This window comes from Xanthobacter aminoxidans, assembly GCF_023571765.1.
Classification (GTDB): domain Bacteria; phylum Pseudomonadota; class Alphaproteobacteria; order Rhizobiales; family Xanthobacteraceae; genus Xanthobacter; species Xanthobacter aminoxidans.
In genome coordinates this window covers 474,550-498,690 of sequence record NZ_JAMJXC010000001.1, presented here as the reverse complement: position 1 = coordinate 498,690, position 24,141 = coordinate 474,550, and the positions used below count along the sequence as shown (strand labels likewise).

The following is a 24,141-nucleotide window of genomic DNA, read 5'->3' as shown; positions in this document are numbered from 1 at the left end:
GCCCAGCCGATGGCGGAGCCGGTTCCTCTCACCGTGCTGCTGGTCGAGGATGACGCGCTCGTGCGCATGGTGACAGCCTCGGAGTTGCGTTCCGCCGGATTGCTGGTGATCGAGGCCGTCTCGGCCGAGGAGGCGCATGAGGCCATCATCGCCGGCCTGCATGTGGATGTCGTGTTCTCCGACGTGCACACCGAGGGCGCGCTGGACGGCTATCAGTTTGCCCTGCTGCTCAAGACCGAGCGTCCGCATCTGCCGGTGATCCTCACCTCGGGCCAGTTCGACCGTTCCGTTGCCGCCGTGGTCGCGCCCTTCCTCGCCAAGCCCTACCGGGTCGAGAGCGTGCTGCAGATCATCCAGGCCCAGCTTCAGGGGAAAGCAGGTTCGTAAAACACGATCGAGGAAAGGCGACCGATGAACGACAACCGTCCGAGCGAACTCCCGCCCGTCGTGCTCGTGGTCGAGTCCGACATTCTCGTGCGCCACGTGATCGCGGAGTATCTGCGCACCTGCGGCTATGAGGTGCTGGAAGCCGCGACGGGTGCCGAGGCCGAGATCATCCTGGAAGTCGAGGCCGAGCGGGTCGAAGTGGTGCTGGCCGATGCGTCCGCCACCGGTGATCGCGAGGGCTTCGCTTTGTCCCAGTGGCTGCGCGAGGCACACCCGAAGATCGACGTGATCCTCGCCGGCTCCACCGCCATGGCGGCCGCCCACGCCACCAATCTCTGCGAAGACGGGCCGGGGGTCGACAAGCCTTACCAGCCCCAGCAGATCGTCAACCGCATCAAGTGGCTGAAGTCGCGCCGCGACAAGGCGCGCTGATCCAGCCGGCCACAGTGCTGAAACGAAAACGGGCGGCCCAGGGCCGCCCGTTTTCTTTTGTGTCCTGCACTCACTCCGCCGGAGCGGGATGGGACGGCGGCGGCGCTTCCGCCTCGCGGCGGCGGCCGAGGGACGCGATCCACTGGGCGAAGACGTAGAACACCGGGGTGAAGACGAGGCCGAACAGCGTCACGCCGATCATGCCCGAGAACACCGCCGTGCCCAGCGCCTGCCGCAGCTCCGCGCCCGCGCCGGTGGCCCACACCAGCGGCACGACGCCGAGGATGAAGGCGAGCGAGGTCATGATGATGGGGCGCAGACGCAGCCGTGCCGCCTCCACCGCCGCCTCGCGCCGGCCGTGTCCCTGATCCTGCAATTGCTTGGCGAATTCCACGATGAGGATCGCGTTCTTCGCCGCGAGGCCGATGAGCACGATGAAGCCCACCTGGGTCAGGATGTTGTTGTCCTGCCCCCTCAGGATCACGCCGATCAGCGCCGCGACAAGGCACATGGGCACGATGAGGATGACCGCCAGAGGCAGTGTCAGGCTCTCATACTGCGCCGCCAGCACCAGGAACACGAACACCACGCCGAGAGCAAAGGCGAAGATGGCCGTGTTTCCGGCCCGCTGCTGCTGGTACGCAAGCGCCGTCCACTCATAGGAGAAGCCCTGCGGCAGCACCTTGGCGGCCAGCTCCTGCATGATCTGGATGGCCTGCCCCTGCGAGTAGCCGGGGGCCGGGGAGCCGTCGAGCTCGGCAGTGGGGTAGAGATTGTAGCGCGGCACGCGGTAGGGGCCGGAAATGTCGCGCACGGTGGTGAAGGAGCCGAGCGGCACGGTCTCCCCGTTGGCGGCGCGCACCCGGATGGAGAGCACGTCCTTGGGATCGAGTCGGAACGGCGCATCGGCCTGCACCTGCACCCGGAAGGTGCGGCCGAACAGGTTGAAGTCGTTGACGTAGGACGAGCCGATATAGGTCTGGAGCGCCGAGAACACGTCGGCGATGTTGATCTTCAGCAGCTGGGCCTTCTGCCGGTCGATGTCGAGGAAGAGCTGCGGCGTCGAGGTCTCGAACAAAGAGTAGACCTGCATCAGCCCCGGCGTCTGCGCCGCCGCGCCCATCATGGCATAGGTGGCATTGCGCAAGGCGAGGAGGCCGGCGCCGGAGCGGTCCTCCAGCATCATGCGGAAGCCGCCGGCATTGCCGATGCCCTGCACGGGCGGCGGCTGCACCACGATCATCTGCGCTTCCTGGATGGACGCCACCTTGCCGAACAGCACCTTCTGGATGGCTGCCGCTGTCTGCTCGGGGTGCCCCGCGCGCGAGGTGAACGGATCGAGGATCACGAACATGGCGCCGGCGTTGGGCGCATTGGTGAAGGTGGCGCCGGAAAAGCCGGCGATGTTGACGATGTGGCCGACGCCGGGCGTGCCGAGCACGAGGTTGCCGGCGCGCTTCATCACATCTTCCGTGCGCTGCATGGAGGCGCCGGGCGGCAACTGGGCGACGACGATGAGATAGCCGCGGTCCTGCTGCGGGATGAAGCCCTGCGGCGTGGTCGCGAACAGCCAGCCACCGAAGCCGACGATGCCGGCATAGACGATGAGCACGAGGGCGACGAACCGCACGAGGCGGGCCGTCATCCAGGCATAGCCGTTGCCGACCTTCTCGAAGCCGCGATTGAACAGGCCGAAGAAGCCGACGATGGGCCGGGCATACCAGGCTGGCTTCTCGTGCTTGGAGCGGTGCGGCTTCAGCAGCAGCGCGCACATGGCCGGCGAGAGCGTCAGCGACACGAGCAGCGAGATCAGCGTCGAGCCGGCGATGGTCAGCGCGAACTGCCGGTAGAACTCGCCCGAGATGCCGGTGATGAAGGCGGTGGGCACGAACACCGACGACAGCACGAGGGAGATGGCGACCAGCGCCCCGCCCACCTCGTCCATGGTCTTGTAGGCGGCATCGCGCGGGGAGAGTCCCGCCTCGATGTTGCGCTCCACGTTCTCCACCACGACGATGGCGTCATCCACCACGATGCCGATGGCGAGCACCAGTCCGAACAGCGACAGGTTGTTCAGCGAGAAGCCGAACAGGGCCATGACGAAGAAGGTGCCGATGAGCGAGATCGGGATGGCGAGGATGGGGATGATCGCCGCCCGCCACGTCTGCAGGAACAGGATCACCACCAGCACCACCAGCACGATGGCCTCGCCGATGGTGTGCACCACGGCATCCACCGACTGCTGGATGAACTCGGTGGGGTTGTAATAGATCGCGTACTTCAGGCCGGCCGGAAAGCTCTTGCCGATGCGGGCCATCTCCGCCACCACCGCATTGCCGGTGGCGAGCGCGTTCGAGCCCGGCCGCTGGAAGATGCCGAGGTTAATGGAGATGTCCTTGTCGAGGAACGACGTGGACGCATAGTCCTGCGCCGCGATCTCGACCCGGCCCACATCCTTCAGCCGCACCAGCGCCTGATCGGTCTGCTTGATGACGATGTCGGCGAACGCCTGCGGGTCGGTCAGTCGGCCGAGGGTCCGCACGGCGATCTGGAACGCCCGCTGGTTCGGCACCGGCGGCTGGTTCAGGATGCCTGAGGCCACCTGGACGTTCTGCGCCTTCAGCGCCTGCACCACGTCGGTGGTGGTGAGGTTCAGCGCGGACAGGCGATCGGGATCGAGCCAGATCTGCATCGCATATTCGCGCGAGCCGAACACGGTGATGGAGCCGACGCCGTCGATGCGCGACAGCACGTCCTTCACCTCGATATTGGCGAAGTTCGAGATGAACAGCGGATCGCGCGAGCCATCCGGCGAATAGAGGCTGACCACCAGCAGGAGGTCGGGCGAGGCCTTCGCCGTCACCACGCCCACCTGCTGCACCTCGGCCGGCAGGCGCGGGGCGGCGATGGCGACGCGGTTCTGCACCTGCACCTGGGCGATGTCGAGATTGGTGCCGATGTCGAAGGTGACGGAGATGGAGAAGCGACCGTCCGCCGTCGAGTTCGACGACAGGTAGATCATCTTCTCGACACCGTTGATCTGCTGCTCGATGGGCGCGACCACGGTCTCCGCGACGATCTCGGCCGAGGCGCCGGGATACTGGCCCGTCACCGTGATGACGGGCGGGGCAATGTCCGGATACTGGGCCACCGGCAGGCGCAGGTAGGAAACCGCGCCGAGGATGATGACCACCACCGACACCACCGAGGCGAAGATGGGGCGGTCAATGAAGAAGTGGGAAAAGCGCATGGTTCCGCCTCCTCACTTGGAGGCGGCGGAGGAGGAACCGGCAGGCGCGCCCGGGGCCCCGGCCGCCGGCGCAGCACCGGCAACCTGCGGCGTAACCGTCACGCCGGGCCGCACGCGCATCAGGCCATTCACCACCACCTTGTCGTCCGGGGAAAGGCCCTCGCGGATCACCCGCATGTCGCCCTGGAGCGGACCGAGGGTGACGAACTTCTGGCTGACCTTGTTCTCGGTGCCGACCACGTATACGAACTTCTTCACCTGCTCGGTGCCGATGGCCACATCCGGCACCACCAGCGCCTGATAAGGGTCCGAGGACTGGAGCCTGAGGCGCGCGAACATGCCGGGGCGGAACAGGCCATCCTTGTTGTCGAACACGGCGCGGCCCCGGATGGTACCGGTCTCGCGGTCGACGACGTTGTTGAGGAAGTCGAGCTTGCCCTTGTGGACGAAGTCCTTGTCGTCGATCAGCTTGAGGAAGACGGGCTCGCCCTTGAAGTCGGTACCGCCCTTGCGGCGGGTCAGGCGCAGCAGCGAAGCCTCGTCGATGGTGAACTCGAAGCGGATCGGATCGGTGGAGACGATCACGGCCAGAAGCGTGGGCGTGGCGCCCGTGCCGCCGGTGACATAGTTGCCGACCGACACCCGGCGGTCGCCGATCTGGCCCGACACCGGCGCCTTCACCTCGGTGAAGCCGAGATCGAGCTGGGCGGAGCGCACCTGCGCTTCCTGCGACTGCACGATGGCGGCGGCGGTGCGCTCGGCCTGGGTGCGCTGGTCGAAGGCCTGCTTGGAAATGGCGTTGGAGGTCTTGTCCTCCAGCAGCGTGCGGGCGCGCTCGAGGTCCGCCTTGGTGAAGTCGAGGTTCGCCTTGGCCTGGGCGAGATTGGCCTGGGCCTGATCCACCGCGATCTTGAACGGGCGCTGGTCGATGGTGAAGAGCACGTCGCCCTCCTTCACCATCTGGCCGTCGGTGAAGCCGATCTTGTCCAGATAGCCGGAGACGCGGGCGCGCACGTTCACTTCATCGATGGCGACGAAGCGGCCGACATATTCATCGGTGTCGGTGACGTTCGCGGACGTCGGGGAAGCCACCGTCACCTGGGGCGGCGGGGGCGCACCCTGCTGCTGCGCGGTAGGCTGGCCGCAGCCGGCGAGCGCCAGCGCAAGTGCGAGCACCGGAACGGCCGCAGCGGCCGAAACGAGATGGCTGGGGAGGGCAAGACGCGGGGCAGGCGACATGGGCATCCGGCTCCTGGACGGACGGGTGTCCGCACTTGTTCTTTTCGGAGAAGGTTCGGCACCTCCCGCAACCGATGAGCCGAGACCGGAAAATCGGCGGATCGATAGCACAGCGCGGGTGCGATGCAAAAGGGCAGATTTCCCGAACGTCGATTTTGGAGCGCTTCCGGGCTTCAGACCACGGGCGGCAGGGGCGGAGGTGCCCGCCGTCCGATCACGCCGGCGATGAAGCCCCTGCCCAGCAGCAGCCACAGCCCGGCGAGGTAGGCGGCGCCTCCCCCCAGCACCACCAGCGCCAGCATCAGCTCGTCGCGAGCGCCCATGCCGATGGGAAGGATCGCCGATGCCGCGGCCTGCGCCCCGACGAGCGCGGCGCCCACCACCACGAGCAGGCCCACGAGCCGAACCAGATGCCCGCCGAGGGCCGCATCGCCCACCGGATAGCCCCGCCGCACGGCGAACAGCACGAGCAGGCCCACATTGATCCAGCCGCCCACCGCCGTGGCGAAGGCGAGGCCCACCTGGGCGAAGCTGCCCATGAGCGCGAACTTGAGCGCCACATTGAGCGTCACCGCGCTGAGGGAAGCGATCATCGGCGTCTTGGTGTCGCCGCGGGCGTTGAACGGGGCGATGAAGGCGCGCACCACCACGAAGGCGAGAAGGCCGACGCCATAGGCCCGCAAGGTGGCCGCGGCATCGGCCGCATCCGCCGCAGTGAAGGCGCCGCGGGCGAACAGCGCCCGCATGGTCAGATCCGGCACGAGAAGCGCGGCGGCGACAAAGGGGATGGCCAAAAGCGCCGCCAGCTCGATGGAGCGCGCCTGGGCATGGGCCGCCCCGGCATCGTCCTTCGCCGCGAGGCGCCGGGACATTTCCGGCAGCAATACGGTGCCGACGGCGATGCCGACCACGCCGATGGGCAGCTGGTTGATCCGGTCCGCATAATAGAGCGCCGAGAGCGCGCCCACCGGCAGGAAGGTGGCGATGATGGTGTCGGCGAAGAGGGCGATCTGCACCCCGGCCGAGCCGATGATGGCCGGCCCCAGCGCCTTGAGGAACTGCCGCGTGCCCGGATCGAGCTTCGGCTTGGCGAAGCGCAGCCCGATGCCGTGCCGCTCCGCATCCACACCGACGACGAACAGCTGCGCCACACCCGAAATCAGCACGCCCCACGCCGCCGCATGGCCGGCCGTGGGGAACAGCGCGGCGCAGAGCAGGGTGCTCACCATGCACACGTTGAGCAGGATGGGAGCGGCGGCCGCCACGGCGAAGCGGTCGGAGGCATTGAGCGCGCCCGTCACCAGCGTCGCGATGGAGATGAGCGCCAGATAGGGAAAGGTGATGCGGGTGAGCGTGACCGCGAGGTCGAAACGTTGGCCGTCCTCCGCGAGGCCCGGTGCCAGAAGCGAGACGAATTGCGGCGTGAAGCCCAGCGCCAGCGCCAGCAGCACGATGTGCACCAGCGTCATGGCGGTGAGGATTTCATCGGCGAACCCGCGCGCCACCGGCACCCCGTCCTGCTCCCGGAGCCGGGCATAGGTGGGCACGAAGGCGGCGTTGAAGGCCCCCTCGGCGAAGATCGCGCGGAAATGGTTCGGCAGGCGGAAGGCGATGAGAAAGGCGTCGGCCACCGGCCCGGCGCCGAGCACCGCCGCCATCACCACGTCACGGATGAAGCCGGCGAGGCGGGAGAGCAGCGTCAGGCCGCCGACGGAGAGGATGTTGCGGAACATGGGATGCGGGCGGCCGGCGGTCTGGCGAAAGGGTGGCCGGACCCTAATGGCCCGCGCGCGGCAAGGAAAGCCTTACACCGCCGCCGCGCCCCAGCGCGGCAAGGAAAGCCTCAGCCGTCCGCCTTCGCCTCGCCTCCGGCCGGAAAGGTGAGCCGGTCGTAAAGCTCAGCCATGGAGAGGCCCGCCTCGATGTCCGGCAGGTCGAAGCCGCCGTCGAGCCCCTGGACCTCCTCAAGCTCCCAGCCTGCGGCTCCGCGCCGCCAGAGCAAAGCGTGGGGCACGTCCGGCTCCACGAGCAGGATGTAGGAGAGGCCGGGAACAGATTTGTATTCCTCGAGCTTGCGCACGAGGTCGATGCCGCGCGTGGAGGGGGAGAGCACTTCCACCACCAAGCGAGGGTCGGCGAGTTGCTGTGAACGATCATCCAGCTTTCCACAGCTGACGCTGACGTCCGGCCGCCGCACATTCCCATTGGGCACCACGACGGCGAGGTCATCGGTGGAGGCGCGGCAGGGCGAGCCCCTCAATTTCGCATGCAACGTTGCGAGGATGTTGACCAGCACGAGGTCGTGCCGCTGGCTCGCCCCCGTCATCGCGCGCACCAGAATCCCGTCCACCAGTTCGTAGCGCACGCCCTCCTCGCCGCGATAGGCGAAGAATTCGGCGATGCTCATGGGCGGGAAGGCGCGGGCTCGGTTCGACATGAGAAGCTCCCGCGCCAAGCCTAGCACGAAAGCGCCCGCCCCTCACCCGCCGAGGCGGGCCTTCAGCTTGAACGGGGCCATGCCCTCACGGGCAAGTTCATCGGCGCGCTCGTTCTCGGCGTGGCCGGCGTGGCCCTTCACCCAGTGCCAGCGGATCTCGTGGCGCTTGAGCGCCTCGTCGAGGCGCTCCCACAGGTCCTGGTTTTTCACCGGCTTCTTGTCGGCGGTGCGCCAGCCGTTGCGCTTCCAGCCGTGCATCCACTTGGTGACGCCGTTCTTCAGATATTCGCTGTCCGTGTGCAGATCGACGGTGCACGGCTCCTTCAGCGCCTCAAGGGCGGAAATGGCGCCCATCAGCTCCATGCGGTTGTTGGTGGTCAGCCCCTCGCCGCCGCAGAGCGGCTTCTCGTGGGCGCCGAAGCGGAGCAGCGCGCCCCAGCCGCCGGGGCCGGGATTGCCGGAGCAGGCCCCGTCGGTGAAGATCTCCACGGACTTCATGCGGCGAGACCATAATCCTGCGCCCGCTCCACCGCCTGGTGAAAGCGCAGCTTCTTCAGATATTCCAGCGGGTCCTTGGGCCGCACCAGCGCCCCCTCCGGCACGTTCAGCCAGTCCACAAGGCGCGTCAGCAGGAACCGCAGCGCCGCACCGCGCGCAAGGCGCGGCAGGGCCGCCTTTTCGCCCTCCGAGAGGGGCCGCACGGCCTCATAGCCCGCCAGCAACGCCCGCCCCTTGGTGACGTTGTAGGCCCCGTCCGCCTCGAAGCACCAGGCGTTCAGACAGATAGCGACGTCGTAGGCGAGGAAGTCCGTGCAGGCGAAATAGAAGTCGATGATCCCCGAGAGCTGGTCGTCGAGGAAGAAGGCGTTGTCGGGGAAGAGATCGGCATGGATCACGCCCGAGGGCAGGTCCTGCGGCCAGTTCGCCTCCAGCACGGCAAGCTCGGCCGCGACCGCATCGGACAGGCCCGGAGCCACCGTGTCGGCCGCGGCGCCGGCCGCCTCGAACAGCGGCCGCCAGCCGGCGACGGAGAGCGCATTGGTCCGCTTCAGCGCAAAATCCGCTCCGGCGAGATGCAGCTGGGCGAGGCCCCGCCCAAGCTCGGCGCAATGGTGGGCCGTGGGCCTGCGCACCGAAACGCCCGGCAGGAACGTGACCATCGCCGCCGGCCGCCCCGCCACTTCCGCGAGGATGGCGCCGGAGCGTGCCGCCACCGGCTCGGGGCAGGAGAGCCCCCGCGCGGCGAGGTGCTGCATGAGGCCGACGAAGAACGGCAAATCTTCCCGCTTCACCCGCTTCTCGTAGAGGGTGAGGATGAAGCTGCCGGTCGTCGTCTGGACCAGGAAGTTGGAGTTTTCCACCCCTTCGGCGATGCCGTGGAAGGAAGTGAGGGAGCCGATGTCGTAGCCCGAGAGGAAAGCCTCGAGCTCGGCCGGCGCCACATCCGTATAGACCGCCACGCTCTACTCCGCCGCCGCATCCGGCCGCAGCACGCGCGGCAAGGGGAAAAACACGTCCTCTTCGGTGGAGGTCACGGTCTCCACGCGCACGTCGTAGCGCGCGGCGAAGGCGTCGATGATCTCCTCCACCAGCACTTCCGGGGCCGAGGCCCCTGCGGTGACGCCAAGGCTGGAAAGCCCTGAGAACACCGACCAGTCGATGTCCGACGCCCGCTGCACCAGAGCGGCACGCGGGCAGCCCGCCCGCTCCGCCGCCTCGCGCAGACGCTGGGAATTGGAGGAATTGGGTGCACCCACCACGATCAGCGCGTCCACCTTCGGCGCGATGGCCTTCACGGCCTCCTGCCGGTTGGTGGTGGCGTAGCAGATGTCTTCCTTGTGCGGCTCGGAGAGCTTGGGGAAGCGCCGCCGCAGGATGGCCACCATCTCCGCCGTGTCGTCGAGCGACAGGGTGGTCTGCGTCACATAGGCGAGGTTATCGGCATCCGGTGGCGATACCCGCTCGGCCTCCTCGGCCGTCTCGATCAGGGTGAAGGCGCCGTCCGGCAGCTGGCCGATGGTTCCGACCACCTCGGGATGGCCCTTGTGGCCGATGAGGAGGATGTGCCGGCCACGCTTGAAATGGACCTGCGCCTCGCGATGCACCTTGGTGACGAGCGGACAGGTGGCGTCGATGGCGAAGAGGTTGCGGCCGGCGGCCGCCTCCGGCACCGACTTCGGCACGCCATGGGCCGAGAAGATGACTGGCGCAGTGGTATCCGGCACCTCATCCAGCTCCTCGACGAAGATGGCGCCCTTCCGCTTCAGGTCTTCCACCACATACTTGTTGTGCACGATCTCGTGCCGCACATAGACCGGCGCGCCGTAGAGCTTGAGCGCCTGCTCCACGGCATCGATGGCGCGCACGACGCCGGCGCAGAAGCCGCGCGGCGCCGCGAGCAGGATTTTCAGCGCGGGCCTTTCGGCGGGCGCGGCACGGTCGGGCACGATCGGAGTGTCGGACATGGCGCGAATTGGCGACCTCCTTGGGCCGGTGTCAAGCTTCAGCGGCGATTTCGGGGCCGACGGCGCTGCGGGAATTGCAACTTGTGCCCGGCCCGCTTATGTTGGTGCCATCCCGGACATATGCGATGCATTCCGCGGTCCGCCCCGAAAGGTGGGGTGGCCAGGCGAAGACGCATATGCCCGACCCATTCTTTTCATGACCGGCGCGTCTCACCCCGACGGGCCCGATAGACCAACAAGCCGAAGAGGCCGTCATGTCGAACGTACCTTTGATGCCCAAGGCCACAGCCGTCTGGCTCGTGGACAATACGGCGCTCTCCTTCGAGCAGATCGGCGACTTCTGCAAGCTGCACCCGCTTGAGGTGAAGGGCATCGCCGACGGCGAGGTGGCGCAGGGAATCAAGGGGCTCGACCCCATCTCCACCGGCCAGCTCTCCCGCGACGAGATCACCCTCGCCGAGAAGGACGCCAACCGCCGCCTGCGCCTGCTGGACCCCAAGGTGCGCCTGCCCGAGCAGAAGAAGCGCCGCGGTCCGCGCTACACCCCGGTGTCGCGCCGCCACGACCGGCCCAACGCCATCCTCTGGCTGCTGCGCAACCATGCCGAGCTGAAGGACGCGCAGATCATCCGCCTCGTCGGCACCACCAAGTCGACAATCCAGTCCATCCGCGACCGCACGCACTGGAACTCGCCCCAGCTTTCCCCCATGGACCCGGTGACGCTCGGCCTGTGCAGCCAGATCGACCTCGACCTGGAAGTGCAGCGCGCCGCCAAGGACCGTCCGGCCACCGCCGGCCATGAGGACCGCGGCGCCACCCTGCTGCCGGCGGACGTCACCACCGGTCACGACGAGCACGAGGACGAGCCGCCGAAGGGCCGCACGAGCCTCGACCTCGAGACCGTGTTCGCCAAGCTCGGCGGCTCGAAGAAGAACGAGGCCGAGGACGACGAGGACTGACCTCCGGTCGCCGGCCCATTGCTGCAAATGAAAATGCCCCGGCCATGGCCGGGGCATTTTTGTTTCAGGACCGTCCGGGCTGGAGCGCCCTCAGTGGGCCATCAGCACCGGCACGGTCATGGTGTTGAGGATTTCCCGGGTCACGCCGCCGACGATCATCTCGCGCAGGCGCGAATGATTGTAGCCGCCCATCACCACGAGGTCGGCGCCCTGATCGGAAACCTCGTTGAGGATGGCCGAGGCCACGGACTCGCCCGAGCCCACCGGCAGCTTGCGCACGGTGGCGGAAAGGCCATGGCGCGACAGATGGCGCGCCACCTCGACGCCGGCGGTGTCATCGTCGTCCGCGTGGGTGACGACCCGGAAGATCTCCACCACCTTGGTCCGGTGCAGCAGAGGCAGCGCTTCGGCGAGGGCACGCGCGGCCGGCCGGCTGCCGTCCCAGGCCACCACGGCTCGCTCGGCGGTGAAGGGCTTGGTCTGCACGTAGGGCACGATGAGAACCGCGCGGCCGGACTCCATCAGCACCGTCTCGGAAATCACTTCCTCCGGTCCGGGCCGGTCCGGATCGGGCTGGGCGACGACCGTGAGGTCATACAGCCGCGCCAGCTCGGCGAAGCTGTTGGCCGCGACGCCGAGCGAGGCGGAGAGGCTGCGCACCTCGTGCGACAGCCCCGCGGCCGCGGCAGAGGCGGAGAAGCGGGCGGCGGCCTTTTCGGCGGCGGCCTGATTCTCCAGCACCTGGGCATCGATGAAGTCGGTCGGCAGGGCGCCCATGTAGAAGGGCGGAACGTCGATCTCATACGCCACCGACAGGCCCGTAAGATGGGCACCGAAGCTGGCGGCAAGGCTCGCCGCGTAGTCGCAGGCGACGTCCGTCTCGACCCCTTGGGCGAGATTGACCAGAATGTCGCGAATCATATGGGAAGGCCCCCGTTCGGCCGTTTGAACGACGCGACCTTACCCTAAACTCGCCCAAAGTCTCGGGTCTTGATGTGGAGCAATCGGCTCCGGTCTTCGGGGTCGCACGCATGCGGCGGAAAATGACCGGAACAGCCGAACACCCCCCTGAAATGACGACGCGGCCGCCCTGGGGGAAGGCGGCCGCGCCAATGGCACGATCAATTGGGGGGGATGATCGCGCTGACTTGAAAACGCTGGTTCCGCCGTTGGGTTCCATGCATTCCAAAAAAATTATGCGCAATTGTCCGCAGCCCCGGCTAGATGCGGTCTCCATCCCCGGCGCGGGATCGACGGTAGTATCATGACACCAGACTTAAGCATCGTCATACCGCTATACAACGAGGCCGCCGGCCTTCCCGGTTTCCACGATCGCGTGACGGCCATCGCCTCGGCTGAGGCGGCGCGGCGCGGGATGCGGGTGGAGATCGTCTATGTGGACGACGGCAGCCGCGACGGCTCCGCGGCCGTGGCGGCCTCCCTCCCGGCGGATCGGGCGGACGTGCAGGTGGTGGCGCTGAGCCGCAACTACGGCAAGGAAGCCGCCCTCATGGCGGGCCACGACCATGCCCGCGGCGATGCGGTGATGTTCATGGACGGCGACGGCCAGCACCCGCCCGAGATGATCCCGACCTTCATCGGCCTGTGGAAGGACGAGGGCTGGGACGTGGCCTATGCGGTGAAGGCCGATCGGTCCGACGAGGCGGCGAGCCGGCGCATTTTCGTGCGCACCTTCTACAAGCTGCTGAATTTCGGGGCCACCGCCCGCATTCCAGAGGACGCGGCCGATTTCCGCATCCTCTCGCCGCGCGCTGCTGCGGCCCTGCGGCGGATGCCCGAGCGCAACCGCTTCTTCAAGGGCCTGACGAGCTGGATCGGCTTCCGGCAGGTGGCCGTGCCCTATCGCCCGGCGCCCCGCGCCCACGGCTCCACCTCGTTCAACTTCCTGCGGCTGCTCGGCCTGTCCATGGAGGCGCTGACCTCCTTTTCGCCGGCCCCGCTCCGGCTGGCCGCCTTGTTCGGCGCCTCGCTCGCGGGCCTTGCATTGCTCTATGGCAGCTGGATCGTGGTGGAGCGCCTCGTCTGGGGCATCCCCCTGCCCGGCTATCCCTCCATCGTCGTGGGCCTGATGGTGATCGGGGGCACGCAATTGCTGGTGATGGGGCTGATGGGCGAGTACATCGCCCGCATCCTGTCGGAGATCAAGGCGCGGCCGGTCTATTACGTGGCCGACCACGTCTTCAACCGGGCGCCCGAGGCGGAACTGAACGTGCCGGCGCACGGCCAAGCGCACGGACACGCCCAGGTGATCTCCCATCCGGCGGTGCTCGCCTCGCGGGGCGACCAGTGAAGCGCGTCATCCTCTGCGCCGACGACTACGCCATCTCTCCCGGCGTATCCGAGGCCATCGCGGCGCTGATCGCCGACCGGCGCATCAACGCCACCTCGGTGATGACCGTGTTCGACGGTCTCGGTCCCGCCGCGCGGGCGCTGGACGATGCGGCGGCCGACACTGGCGCCAGCATCGGCCTGCATGTCACCCTCACCGGAGCCTTCGCGCCGCTGACGCCCGGCATGGCCGAGCCGTCAGGCTCCCTCCCCGCCTTGCCCCGCCTGCTGCTCTCGGCCCTGTCGCGCCGGCTCGACGCGAAGGCCGTCGCGGCGGAGGTGGAGGCGCAGTTCGCCGCCTTCCACGACGCCTTCGGCCGCCCGCCCGACCATGTGGACGGCCACCAGCACGTCCATGTGCTGCCGGTGATCCGCACGGCGGTGATCGCCGCCACCGCCCGCCATGCCCCCCGCGCCTTCCTGCGGGATGTGACCCCGGCGCGCGGCGCCCTCAACGGCCTCGACCTCAAGGGCCGGCTGATCGGCGCCTTCTCCACCGGCTTCGCCCGCGATGCGGCGCGGGCGGGGCTTGCCACCAACCGCGGCTTCGGCGGCGCCTACGACTTTTCCGGCGACCATGATTTCGCGACGCTGCTCGGCCATTTCCTCGCCGGCGTGCCGGATGGCGGACTGGTGATGGTGCATCCCGGCCGGGTGGATGACCCGCTCGTCGCCCGCGATCCCCTCACCCATCAGCGGGAAGTGGAATACGGCGTGCTGCGCGGGCCGCAATGGCGCGACATCCTTGACGGCGCCGACGTGAGCCTCGCCTTGCCGGACCTTGCCACTCGAAAAGCCGCCTGAACGAAAAAGGCGCCCGCGAGGGGCGCCTTTCCGAACCGGCTTTTGCGCACAGCGATCAGGCGAGGCCGACCTCGAACTTCGCCTCGGTCTTGGCCTTCACCTCGTCGAGGGTCACGCCCGGCGCCAGTTCCTTGAGCACCAGCGTGCCGCCGCGCTTGGTGAACTCGAACACCGCGAGGTCGGTGATCACGAAGTCGGTCACGTGGGTGCCCGTGAGGGGCAGCGTGCAGCGCGTCACCAGCTTGGGCGCGCCGGACTTCTCCACATGCTCCATGAGCACGATGACTTCCTTGGCGCCGGCCACGAGGTCCATGGCGCCGCCCATGCCCTTCACCATCTTGCCGGGCACCATCCAGTTGGCGATGTCGCCTTCCTCGGACACCTGCATGGAGCCGAGGATGGAGAGGTCCATGTGCCCGCCGCGGATCATGGCGAACGAATCGGCGCTGGAGAAATAGGAGGTGTCGGGCACCTCGGTCACGGTCTGCTTGCCGGCGTTGATGAGGTCGGGATCCTCCTCGCCCTCATAGGGGAAGGGGCCGATGCCGAGCATGCCGTTCTCGCTCTGGAAGCTCACGGTCATGCCGGGCGGCAGGGCGTTGGCGACCAGGGTGGGGATGCCGATGCCGAGGTTCACGTAGAAGCCGTCGCGGATCTGCTGGGCGGCGCGGGCCGCCATCTGCTCACGGGTCCAGGCCATCACTTCACCTCTTCGCGCTTGCGGGTGGTCACCTTCTCGATGCGCTTCTCGGCGCCGACCTCGACCACGATGCGGTCCACATAGATGCCGGGGGTGTGGATGTTCTCGGGATCGAGCTCGCCGACCTCCACCAGTTCCTCCACCTCGACCACGGTGATCTTGCCGGCGGTGGCCATCATCGGATTGAAGTTCCGCGCGGTCTTCCGGTAGATCAGGTTGCCTTCCTTGTCGGCCTTCCACGCCTTGATGATGGAGAGGTCTGCGACGAGGCCGGTCTCGAGCACGTAATGCTGGCCGTTGAACTCGCGGGTCGGCTTGCCCTCGGCGATGATCGTGCCGTAGCCGGTCTTGGTGTAGAAGCCGGCGATACCGGCGCCGCCGGCGCGGATGCGCTCGGCCAGCGTGCCCTGCGGGTTGAATTCCAGCTCGAGGTCGCCGGCGAGATAGAGCTGCTCGAACAGCTTGTTCTCACCCACGTAGGACGAGATCATCTTCTTGATCTGGCCGTTGGCGAGCAGGATGCCGAGGCCGAAATCGTCCACGCCGCAATTGTTGGACACCACGGTCAGGTGCTTGGGCCCGAGGTCGCGGATGGCCGCGATCAGGTTTTCGGCGATGCCGCACAGGCCGAAGCCGCCCGCCATGATCGTCATGCCGTCGGAAACGATGCCCTCAAGGGCACTCTTCGCGTCCGGATACACCTTGTGTCGCATCACTTCCTCCTGGGCGCTCCCTGGGGCGCTGGCACCGAGATGAACTTATTGGGACATGGGGCGAAGCGGAAGCGGGTCCGCTGCGCAATCATGAGCACCTGCGGAATCAGAGCGAAGACACCAGGTGGCCGCCATCGACCGCCAGCGTCGTGCCCGTCACGTAGGCGGAGGCATCGGAACTCAGGAACAGGAGCGGGCCCTCCAGATCGGCGAGGGCGCCGAGCCGCCGGGTGGGGATGCGCCGCACCAGCGCCTGCCCCGCCTCGGTGGCGAAGAAGTCGCGGTTGAGGTCGGTCTCCACATAGCCCGGACACAGGGCGTTGGCGCGGATGGAGTGGCGCGCCCACTCCAGCGCCATGGACTTCGTAAGCTGCACCAGCGCCGCCTTGGACGCGGCATAGGCGGCCACCTGCCCGGCGACGCGCAGCCCGAGGATGGAGGCGACATTGATGATGGAGCCGCCGGTCTTCGCCTTGGCCATGGCCCGTGCCGCCGCCTGGGCGACGAGGAAGGAGCCCTTGAGGTTGGTGTCGATGATGCGGCCGAAATCCTCGGCCGTCTCATCCATCAGCGGCGTGGTGCCGGTGACGCCGGCGTTGTTCACGAGGATGTCGAGCCCCCCGAAAGCCTCGACGGTTGCGGCAACCGCCGCGGCGGCGGACGCCGGATCGGTCACGTCCAGGGCGACGGCGATGGCCGTGCCGCCGGCAGCCTTGATCTCATCGGCGAGGGCGGCACAGGCCTCGGCCCGGCGCGCCGCGAGCGCGACCTTGGCGCCAGAGGCCGCAAGCCGGCCCGCAAAATACGCTCCAAGACCACCGGACGCCCCCGTCACCAACGCGGAGCGCCCGTCCAACGAGACGCGGAAATCCATGAAATTCTTCCCGGTAGCGTTTCTCTCACCTGCGCAGCGACCGTTTGCCGGTTCTTGAAAAGCGAGCGTCCGTTTTCATAGACGCGGCCCGTGCTGCGGCGCAAGTGTCGCAGTGCAGAACGTGTGCGAGAGAGGGCGGCGGGACCTACTCCCGCCAGCGGTCCGCGGCCGCGTCGTCGCTGGCCTTGGCCTCGACCCACCCCCCGGAACGGGCGGCACTGATCGGCTCCTCCTTCTTCCAGAAGGGGGCGCTGGTCTTCAGCCAGTCCATCAGGAATTCGGCGGCGGCGAAGGCGGCGGCGCGGTGGGACGAGGCGGTGGCGACGAACACGATGGGGTCGCCCGGCTCCAGACGCCCGTGCCGATGGACCACGATGGCGCCGGTGAGCGGCCAGCGGTGGCGGGCTTCCTCCACGTGGCGCTCGATCTCCTCTTCCGCCATGCCGGGATAATGCTCCAGCGTTAGCGCGGCGAGACCTGCGCCATCCGGGCCGGCATCGGCGCGGCAGAGGCCGGTGAAGGTCACGATGGCACCCACATCCGTGCGTCCGACGGCGAGCGCGGCGCTTTCCGCCACGGCGTCGAACGGCTCGCGCTGGATGCGGACGGCGAACATGAGCCTCAGCCCCCGGTCATGGGCGGAAAGAACGCCACTTCCCGCGCGCCGGAGATGGCGGAATCCGGCTTCACATGGCGGCGGTCGATGGCGGCGCGCACCACGGCGGGGTTGTCGAAGGCGTGCGCGTGGGCCTCGTCCTGCGATGCCAGCCAGCGGGCGAGGTCGGCGACGGTCACAACCTCGGCAGGAGGGGCAACCTCCTCCTCCGCAAGGCCGACGCGCTCGCGCAGCCAGGCGAAATAGAGCACCTTCACCGCTCGTCCTCCACCAGATGGCGGGCGCCGGCGCGGAAATAATCATAGCCGGTGTAGAGCGTGAGCACGGCCGAGATCCACAGCAGCGTCAGGCCGACGAGCATAACGCCCGGCAGAACAGCCTCGCCGGCCGTGCCGGTGATGAGCACGCCCACGGCGACGAGTTGCAGGGTCGTCTTCCACTTGGCGAGGCGGGAGACCGGGACCGACACCCGAAGCTCGGCCAGGAACTCGCGCAGGCCGGAGACGAGGATCTCCCGGCACAGGATGACAATGGCCGCCCAGAGCGACCAGCCGCGGATGGTGCCATCCGACGCCAGCATCAGCAGGCAGGTGGAGACGAGCAGCTTGTCGGCGATGGGATCGAGCATCCGCCCGATGGCCGATTGCTGGGACCAGGCGCGGGCGAGGTAGCCGTCGAAGAAGTCGGTGATGGCTGCCGCCACATAGATGAACAAGGCGACCCAGCGCAGCCACACGCCGCCGGCCAGGATGTCCGACCAGAACAGGCTCGCGGCCACCAGCGGCACCGCCACGCAGCGCGAATAGGTGAGGATGTTCGGCAGCGACAGGGCATGCCCGCGGGAACGCCGCTCGGTCGCGGGCGGGGCATCGGATCGTGTCGCTGCGTCGGACATGGGCACCACTTCAGAAAGCACGGCCGCGATGGTGGCCATCGCGCCGGCCGTCGTTCCTATTTAGGCCGGGCGGGCGGCCGGCGAAAGCCTTGAGGGCTTTTCATGATGAAGGCCGCTCGTGGAAATAATCATACACCGCCTTGGCCGTACCGGCATTGATGCCCGCCACCTGCTCCAGATCGGCCAGCGAGGCGCGCTCGATGGCCTTCAGCGTGCCGAAATGGCGCAGCAGGGCGCGCTTGCGTGTCGGCCCCACCCCCGGAATGGCCTGAAGCCCGGCTTCCGTGATGTCCTTCTTGCGCCGCGCCCGGTGCGAGCCGATGGCGAAGCGGTGCGCCTCGTCCCGCAGCCGCTGGATATAATAGAGCACCGGATCGCGCGGCTCCATGCGGAACGGCGTGCGGCCGGGCAGGAAGAACTGCTCGCGCCCCGCCTCGCGGTCCAGCCCCTTGGCGATGCCCACGAGCGGCACGTCGGTGATGCCCAGTTCCTCCAGAACCTTCCGCGCGGCATTGAGCTGGCCGAGGCCGCCGTCAATCAGCACGAGGTCGGGCCACGGCGAGGCGCCGGTGGCGTCCGGCAGGGCGTCGGGCTCGTCTTCCATCTCGAGCTCGGCCGGTGTTGTGGCGGAGGGGTCTTCCCCCCTCACCCCACCCCTCTCCCGCAAGGGGAGAGGGGGGCCGGCCGATTTGTCGGTCCCTGCGGCGGCCTCAATCGGCGCCGGACGGCCCTCGGCGTCCCCGCCCAGCACAACGGGGGCTCCCTCTCCCCTTGCGGGAGAATGCGGGGGTGAAGGGGGCGCGGCCTCGGGAACCGGCGCCACCTCCCGCGGCGCCTCCTTCAGCAGGCGGGCGAAACGGCGCGTCAGCACCTCGCGCATCATGCCGAAGTCGTCGCCGGGCACGAGATCGGCCGACTTGATGTTGAACTTGCGGTATTGCGACTTCCGGAACCCCTCCGGGCCGGCCACGATCATGCCGCCCACCGCATTGGTGCCCATGATGTGGGAATTGTCGTAGACCTCGATGCGTTGGGGCGGCGCCTTGAGGCCGAAAGTGGCGGCGACGCCTTCCAGCAGCTTCGCCTGCGTCGCGCTTTCGGCGAGCGTGCGGGCCAGCGCCTCGCGCGCGTTTTGCAAGGCGTGGTCCACGAGGTCGCGCTTCTCCCCGCGCTGGGGCACGGCGATCTCGACCTTGTAGCCGGCCTTCTCGGACAAGGCCTCGACCAGAAGCTCCTGCTCCTCCACCTTGTGGGACAGCAGGAGAAGGCGCGGACAGGGCTTGTCCTCGTAGAACTGGGCAAGGAAGGCGCCGAGCACCTCGGCTTCGGTGAGCGAGCGGTCGGCGCGGGGATAATAGGCGCGGTTGCCCCAATTCTGGCCGGTGCGGAAGAAGAACACCTCCACGCAGGTGGCGCCGCCCTGCTGGTGGCAGGCGAACACGTCCGCCTCCTCCACCCCGCGCGGATTGATGCCCTGCGACCCCTGCACGGCGGAGAGCGCGGCAAGACGATCCCGCAGGCGCGCGGCGCGCTCGAATTCCAGTTCCTCGGCCGCCTGCTCCATCTCCTTCGCCAGTTCCTCCTTGATGGCGCGCGAGCGGCCGGAGAGGAAGGCGCGGGCCTCGCGCACCAGCTCGGCATAGTCCTGATGGCTCACCTCGCCGGTGCAGGGGCCGGCGCAGCGCTTGATCTGGAAGAGAAGGCAGGGCCGCGTGCGATTCTCGTAATAGCTGTCGGAGCACGAGCGCAGCAAAAAGGCCCGCTCCAGCGCGTTGATGGTGCGGTCCACCGCCCAGACGCTGGCGAACGGGCCGTAATAGTCCCCCGGCCGGTTGCGCGCGCCGCGATGCTTGGCGATCTGCGGCGAGGCGTGATCGGCGGTGATGAGGATGTAGGGGAAGGACTTGTCATCCCTCAACAGCACGTTGAAGCGCGGCTTCAGCTGCTTGATGAGGTTCGCCTCCAGCAGCAGCGCCTCGGGCTCGGTGCGGGTGGAGACGAACTCCATCTGCGCCGTCCCGGCGATCATGCGGGCGATGCGGTTGGTGTGGCCCACGGGGCGCGTATAGCTGAGCACGCGCTTCTTGATGCTCTTGGCCTTGCCCACATAGAGCACGGTGCCGTCCGCCGCGATCATGCGGTAGACGCCCGGCCCGTTGGGCGCGTGCTTCACCGCGCGGATGATGGCGGCGCGGCCGGTGGCCAGGCTTTCCTCGCCCGGCAGGGTCTCGTCCGCGGGCTCGAGCTCGAGAAGCACGGCCTCTTCCGTCTCTTCCACCGTCCCCTCACCCACTCCCGGCGGCAAGGCTTCGCCCGGCGCGTCGCCATCGGCGCGGGCAAGGGCAATCTCGGGCGGGTCGGCAGGTCGGCGGCGGGTCATGGATGCGTATGTAATGCGCCCGGCGCCCGGAGGGAACGGCGCACCCGGCCGCTCATTTTCACCGGGCGTCAACCATAGCGGCATTCGCTTCTTTTGCCGGGCCGCGCGCCAGCTCCGCACAAGGCCAAAAATCCACATTCAACGCAAAGTCATAGATAGTTACTACGTCATCAACCATGTGCGCGAACGACAGCAACCGCAGAGAAATAGGCAAGTTTCACCTGCGAGGGTGCGCGGAAGGCCGGATGCCAACCGGCCGCCCCCTCTCGGAGGATGATCCATGCGTATCCGTCTGCTTGCTTCCGCCGCTGCGCTGGCGGGCTTCGCTCTCGCCGCGCCGGTTGAGGCGGCCGACCTTGGCTATCCCGCGCCTTACGTGCAGCCGGTGGCAGCCTTCACATGGACCGGCTTCTATCTGGGCGCCAACGCCGGCTACGGCTGGGGCTCCTCGTCGTTCAGCAGCCCCAGCGGCTTCCTCGGCGGCTTCCAGGCCGGCTACAATTTCCAGTTCGGCAGCCCCTTCGTGCTCGGCATCGAGACGGATTTCGACTTCGCGGGCATGTCGGCCGGCGCTTACAGCCTCAACAATCTCGGCACCGTGCGCGCCCGCCTCGGCTATTCGTTCGACCGCGTGCTCATCTATGGCACCGGCGGCTTCGCTTATGGGCAGGGCAGCGCGAATTTCTTCAGCCTGACCTCCTCCTCGACCCAGACCGGCTGGACGTTGGGTCTTGGTGCGGAGGTAGGATTTGACCGAAACTGGTCCGCAAAGCTTGAATACCTTTATGTAGACTTGGGGAGCGCCACGTTCCCCACTGCAGTCGGTCCGGTCACTACTGGCTTCGACGCAAATATTCTTAGAGCCGGTGTGAATTATCGATTCTGAGGAGAGACGTAACGCAACGAAAAGAAATGCGGCAAAACATGGGAACAATCCCAAATCTGCCGCGTTTACGCGCCAATGTGTCGCGGAGATTAAAGAAAGTTAGGAAAAGGCCACATCTCTGCCCGGTTTGATTTTTCGGGTGTGGCCCGATCGCTACAGACGGCACCGGTCAGGAGCTGTAAGAAAGAACCACCCGACGGCGACCTCCTCAGGGAGCAGCCGGCGAAACCACAAAGGTAGATACTCATGTTGAAGCGTGCACTTCTGGGCGCCACCGCCCTGGTTCTCCTCGCCGGCACCGCCTCTGCGGCCGACCTGGCCACCCGCTATCCGGTGAAGGCCGCCCCGATCCCCGTGCAGGTCTTCTCCTGGACCGGCTTCTACATCGGCGGCAACGTGGGCTGGGGCTGGGCTGACAACACCTACGACTACACCCCCTTCGCTTCGCCCACCTACAGCTACAGCCCCGGCACCTCCAACGGCTTCACCGGCGGTCTGCAGCTCGGCTACAACTACCAGTTCGCCAACAACGTCGTGCTCGGCGTCGAGACGGACTTCAACTGGGCCGACATCAACACCAGCGGCGTGCTGTTCGGCGGCCCGCTCGGCGGCGGCGTGATCGACCAGAAGGTTGACTACTTCGGCACCATCCGCGCCCGCCTCGGCTACGCGATGGACCGCTTCCTGCCGTACATCACCGGCGGCGCGGCCTATGCCAACACCAAGTACACCGACCCCTTCGGCTTCTCCGACAGCAACCTGAAGTGGGGCTGGACCGCCGGCGCCGGCGTCGAGTACGCCATCACCAACAACTGGACGATCAAGGCCGAGTACCTGTACCTCGGCTTCGACAACAGCAAGACCAACTACGTCAACGGCGATCAGCTGTCCGTCGGCAGCAACATCCAGACCGCCCGCCTCGGTGTGAACTACAAGTTCTGATCCGAAGCACCCCCTTGCATTGGGCCCCCGGCATCGCCGGGGGCCTTTTGCTTTGGGCGGTCCATTCAGACATCCGTCCGCAGCGGCACCTTCTTCTCGCAGCCGCGTTCGTCGCGGACCGCGAATCGGTAGGCGCCCGCGCTGTCGCGGGTGACCTCGTAGGTGAGCCGGCCGGTGATGCGGTTCTCCCTGTCGAAGGTCAGTACCTTCGGCCGCAGCGCCACGATCTCCCCTTCCGGCACATAGACCGAATTGCAGATGATGACCTCGTCGCCCGGCTGGCAGGTACGCGCCGCCGCGCCATTGAGGATGCAGCAGCGTGATCCGCGCTCGCCGAGGATGACGTAAGTGGAGATGCGGGCGCCGGAATTGCGGTTCCAGATCTCCACGAATTCCAGCGGCAGGATGCCGGCTTCCTCGCAATGCTCGGGATCGAGCGTGATGGAGCCGTGATAATTGAGGTCGGCCCCGGTCACGGTCAGTCCGTGCAGCTTGCCAGCGACGATCTTGCGCATGCCCCTGTCCCCTCCTCCCGCAGTCTGGTCCCGGCGGGTGATAGGCCGGCCCATCGCCGGAGGGAATAGGACACGGCCATCCCCCGGCGCCGGACCGCGCGGTAACACGGGGATGCAATTCTTGAACGGGGCCAGGGGCCGGATTTGACCCACTGCCTCGCCTTCTCAACTATGATCGTGCTAGAGCGCGCAATCGTTGAACGGCAGAAGAGGGCTGAAATGGCTCATCCGGCAGCGCCCGATCAGGAGCGCGCCTCGAACCGTCCGGTACGCATCGGCGTCACGGGCATCGGCATCATGGGATCGAATCACGCCCGCGTGCTGGCCGAACTCCCCGGCGCGGAACTGGTGGCGGTGGCGGATCCCGACCAGGCACAGGCCCAGCGGGTCGCCAATTTTCTCGGCTGCAAGGCGGTGGGCGACCACCGCGAACTCCTCGCCCTCGGCCTCGACGCCGTCGTGGTGGCAGCGCCCACCCACCTGCACCACTCCATTGCCCTCGACGTGATCGCCGCCGGCTGCTCGGTGCTGGTGGAGAAGCCCGTCGCGTCCACCACCGAGGAAGGCCGCGAGATCGTGGCCGCCGCCCACGACAAGGGCGTCACCCTGATGATCGGCCACGTGGAGCGGTTCAACCCGGCGGTGCGCGCCATCAAGGACGCCATCCGCGACGAGAACCTGCTCTCCATCGCCATCACCCGCGTCGGCCCCTTCCCGCCGCGCATGTCCAATGTGGGCGTGGTGATCGACCTCGCGGTGCACGACATCGACCTGATCCGCTGGTTCACCGGCTCGGACATCCTGGAAGTGCAGCCGCAGACCCGCGCCGCCATCGCCGAGCGCGAGGACATCGCTTTGCTCCAGTTCCGCACCGCCACCGGGGCGCTGGCGCATATCAACACCAACTGGCTGACGCCCTTCAAGGCGCGCACGGTCCACGTCGCCACCTCCAAGAAATACGTCATCGGCGATCTGCTTACCCGTCAGGTGACCGAGCATTTCGACTATCGCCCCGACGGCTCCTATTCCACCCGGCACCTGCCGGTGGCCTATGCCGAGCCGCTGCGCGCGGAGCTGGAGAACTTCCTCTCCGCCGTGCGCACCGGCCGTCCGCCGGAAGTGACCGGCGAGGAGGGCGTGGCGAGCCTGGAGATCGCCATGGCGTGCCTGCCCGGTGCCGCTGCCTCGTCGCGAGGCTCCGCCACCAAGCGCCGCGCGGTGGGCTGAGCCTGCTGCTGAACGCGCGCCGCGCCGGCCCCTGGCCGGCGGGCGGGTGCGCGCCTGCGAAACGCCCGACG

General features: G+C 67.6%; 24 protein-coding genes. 8 read left to right on the top strand and 16 right to left on the bottom strand.

From position 1 onward, the window contains the following. Window positions 1–9: 9 nt before the first annotated feature. Both EJ105_RS02250 and EJ105_RS02245 read left to right on the top strand, forming a co-directional pair. Window positions 10–387, top strand: a complete 378-nt coding sequence (locus EJ105_RS02250) for a response regulator (RefSeq protein WP_029556908.1) — start codon at window positions 10–12, stop codon at window positions 385–387. 24 nt (window positions 388–411) lie between these two features. Further along, window positions 412–819 carry a response regulator gene (locus EJ105_RS02245; protein ID WP_250165131.1) on the top strand — a complete coding sequence of 136 codons (408 nt, stop codon included), beginning with the start codon at window positions 412–414 and terminating at the stop codon, window positions 817–819. A gap of 70 nt (window positions 820–889) precedes the next feature. On the opposite strand, the gene EJ105_RS02240 is transcribed toward EJ105_RS02245, so the two are convergent. The 7 genes from EJ105_RS02240 to ispH all read right to left on the bottom strand — a co-directional run bounded on the left by EJ105_RS02240 (window position 890) and on the right by ispH (window position 10,210). Next, window positions 890–4,069, bottom strand: coding sequence for an efflux RND transporter permease subunit (locus EJ105_RS02240; protein WP_024277302.1), 3,180 nt, complete (start codon window positions 4,067–4,069; stop codon window positions 890–892). Window positions 4,070–4,081: 12 nt separating this feature from the next. Next, entirely contained in the window at window positions 4,082–5,308 is a 1,227-nt protein-coding gene (locus tag EJ105_RS02235; protein ID WP_250165130.1) for an efflux RND transporter periplasmic adaptor subunit, read from the bottom strand. 173 nt (window positions 5,309–5,481) lie between these two features. Then, window positions 5,482–7,041, bottom strand: a complete 1,560-nt coding sequence (gene murJ, locus EJ105_RS02230; RefSeq protein WP_250165129.1) for a murein biosynthesis integral membrane protein MurJ — start codon at window positions 7,039–7,041, stop codon at window positions 5,482–5,484. Between the two features lie 110 nt (window positions 7,042–7,151). Continuing rightward, on the bottom strand, window positions 7,152–7,745 hold the full coding sequence (locus EJ105_RS02225) for a Uma2 family endonuclease (RefSeq protein ID WP_250165128.1): 594 nt from the start codon (window positions 7,743–7,745) through the stop codon (window positions 7,152–7,154). A gap of 42 nt (window positions 7,746–7,787) precedes the next feature. Beyond that, window positions 7,788–8,243, bottom strand: coding sequence for a ribonuclease HI (gene rnhA / locus EJ105_RS02220; protein ID WP_029556903.1), 456 nt, complete (start codon window positions 8,241–8,243; stop codon window positions 7,788–7,790). Beyond that, window positions 8,240–9,205, bottom strand: coding sequence for a homoserine kinase (gene thrB / locus EJ105_RS02215; RefSeq protein WP_024277297.1), 966 nt, complete (start codon window positions 9,203–9,205; stop codon window positions 8,240–8,242). Before thrB ends, rnhA begins: the two co-directional genes overlap by 4 nt. 3 nt (window positions 9,206–9,208) lie before the next feature. Then, window positions 9,209–10,210 (bottom strand): 4-hydroxy-3-methylbut-2-enyl diphosphate reductase, encoded by a 1,002-nt coding sequence (gene ispH, locus EJ105_RS02210; protein WP_250165127.1) that lies wholly within the window; start codon window positions 10,208–10,210, stop codon window positions 9,209–9,211. Window positions 10,211–10,464: 254 nt separating this feature from the next. On the opposite strand from ispH, the gene EJ105_RS02205 reads away from it, so the two are divergent. Beyond that, entirely contained in the window at window positions 10,465–11,169 is a 705-nt protein-coding gene (locus EJ105_RS02205) for a DUF1013 domain-containing protein (RefSeq protein ID WP_029556901.1), read from the top strand. A 90-nt stretch (window positions 11,170–11,259) separates the two neighbouring features. Here the strand turns inward: EJ105_RS02205 and EJ105_RS02200 are convergent, their stop codons facing one another. Further along, window positions 11,260–12,090, bottom strand: a complete 831-nt coding sequence (locus EJ105_RS02200; RefSeq protein WP_029556900.1) for a universal stress protein — start codon at window positions 12,088–12,090, stop codon at window positions 11,260–11,262. Between the two features lie 343 nt (window positions 12,091–12,433). On the opposite strand from EJ105_RS02200, the gene EJ105_RS02195 reads away from it, so the two are divergent. Together EJ105_RS02195 and EJ105_RS02190 are read left to right on the top strand one after the other, a co-directional pair. Next, entirely contained in the window at window positions 12,434–13,480 is a 1,047-nt protein-coding gene (locus EJ105_RS02195) for a glycosyltransferase family 2 protein (protein ID WP_250165126.1), read from the top strand. Continuing rightward, window positions 13,477–14,322, top strand: a complete 846-nt coding sequence (locus tag EJ105_RS02190; RefSeq protein ID WP_250165125.1) for a ChbG/HpnK family deacetylase — start codon at window positions 13,477–13,479, stop codon at window positions 14,320–14,322. Before EJ105_RS02195 ends, EJ105_RS02190 begins: the two co-directional genes overlap by 4 nt. 55 nt (window positions 14,323–14,377) lie before the next feature. Here EJ105_RS02190 and EJ105_RS02185 read toward each other — a convergent pair whose 3' ends face one another. From EJ105_RS02185 to uvrC, 7 genes are all read right to left on the bottom strand, one after another. Beyond that, window positions 14,378–15,022 carry a CoA transferase subunit B gene (locus tag EJ105_RS02185; protein WP_029556897.1) on the bottom strand — a complete coding sequence of 215 codons (645 nt, stop codon included), beginning with the start codon at window positions 15,020–15,022 and terminating at the stop codon, window positions 14,378–14,380. After that, the gene (locus EJ105_RS02180; RefSeq protein WP_029556896.1) at window positions 15,022–15,735 is read right to left on the bottom strand and encodes a CoA transferase subunit A; all 714 of its coding nucleotides are present in this window, start codon (window positions 15,733–15,735) and stop codon (window positions 15,022–15,024) included. The genes EJ105_RS02185 and EJ105_RS02180 overlap by 1 nt, the downstream gene beginning before the upstream one ends. Window positions 15,736–15,841: 106 nt before the next feature. Beyond that, window positions 15,842–16,609: a glucose 1-dehydrogenase gene (locus EJ105_RS02175; RefSeq protein ID WP_029556895.1), complete on the bottom strand. Its 768-nt coding sequence runs from the start codon at window positions 16,607–16,609 to the stop codon at window positions 15,842–15,844. A 145-nt stretch (window positions 16,610–16,754) separates the two neighbouring features. Continuing rightward, the gene (locus EJ105_RS02170; RefSeq protein ID WP_250165124.1) at window positions 16,755–17,225 is read right to left on the bottom strand and encodes a molybdenum cofactor biosynthesis protein MoaE; all 471 of its coding nucleotides are present in this window, start codon (window positions 17,223–17,225) and stop codon (window positions 16,755–16,757) included. A 5-nt stretch (window positions 17,226–17,230) separates the two neighbouring features. Then, entirely contained in the window at window positions 17,231–17,482 is a 252-nt protein-coding gene (moaD, locus tag EJ105_RS02165) for a molybdopterin converting factor subunit 1 (RefSeq protein ID WP_029556893.1), read from the bottom strand. After that, window positions 17,479–18,120 carry a CDP-diacylglycerol--glycerol-3-phosphate 3-phosphatidyltransferase gene (gene pgsA / locus EJ105_RS02160; protein WP_029556892.1) on the bottom strand — a complete coding sequence of 214 codons (642 nt, stop codon included), beginning with the start codon at window positions 18,118–18,120 and terminating at the stop codon, window positions 17,479–17,481. The genes moaD and pgsA overlap by 4 nt, the downstream gene beginning before the upstream one ends. A gap of 100 nt (window positions 18,121–18,220) precedes the next feature. After that, on the bottom strand, window positions 18,221–20,500 hold the full coding sequence (uvrC, locus tag EJ105_RS02155) for an excinuclease ABC subunit UvrC (RefSeq protein ID WP_250165123.1): 2,280 nt from the start codon (window positions 20,498–20,500) through the stop codon (window positions 18,221–18,223). Between the two features lie 280 nt (window positions 20,501–20,780). On the opposite strand from uvrC, the gene EJ105_RS02150 reads away from it, so the two are divergent. Further along, window positions 20,781–21,386: an outer membrane protein gene (locus tag EJ105_RS02150; RefSeq protein ID WP_029556890.1), complete on the top strand. Its 606-nt coding sequence runs from the start codon at window positions 20,781–20,783 to the stop codon at window positions 21,384–21,386. 246 nt (window positions 21,387–21,632) lie between these two features. Beyond that, the gene (locus EJ105_RS02145) at window positions 21,633–22,328 is read left to right on the top strand and encodes an outer membrane protein (RefSeq protein ID WP_250165122.1); all 696 of its coding nucleotides are present in this window, start codon (window positions 21,633–21,635) and stop codon (window positions 22,326–22,328) included. Window positions 22,329–22,393: 65 nt separating this feature from the next. Here EJ105_RS02145 and panD read toward each other — a convergent pair whose 3' ends face one another. Further along, complete coding sequence (gene panD, locus EJ105_RS02140; RefSeq protein WP_250165121.1) at window positions 22,394–22,843, bottom strand: aspartate 1-decarboxylase; 450 nt, start codon at window positions 22,841–22,843, stop codon at window positions 22,394–22,396. A 219-nt stretch (window positions 22,844–23,062) separates the two neighbouring features. Here panD and EJ105_RS02135 point away from each other — a divergent pair, with 219 nt between their 5' ends. Beyond that, on the top strand, window positions 23,063–24,070 hold the full coding sequence (locus EJ105_RS02135) for a Gfo/Idh/MocA family protein (protein WP_250165120.1): 1,008 nt from the start codon (window positions 23,063–23,065) through the stop codon (window positions 24,068–24,070). The last annotated feature ends 71 nt before the right edge of the window (window positions 24,071–24,141 follow it).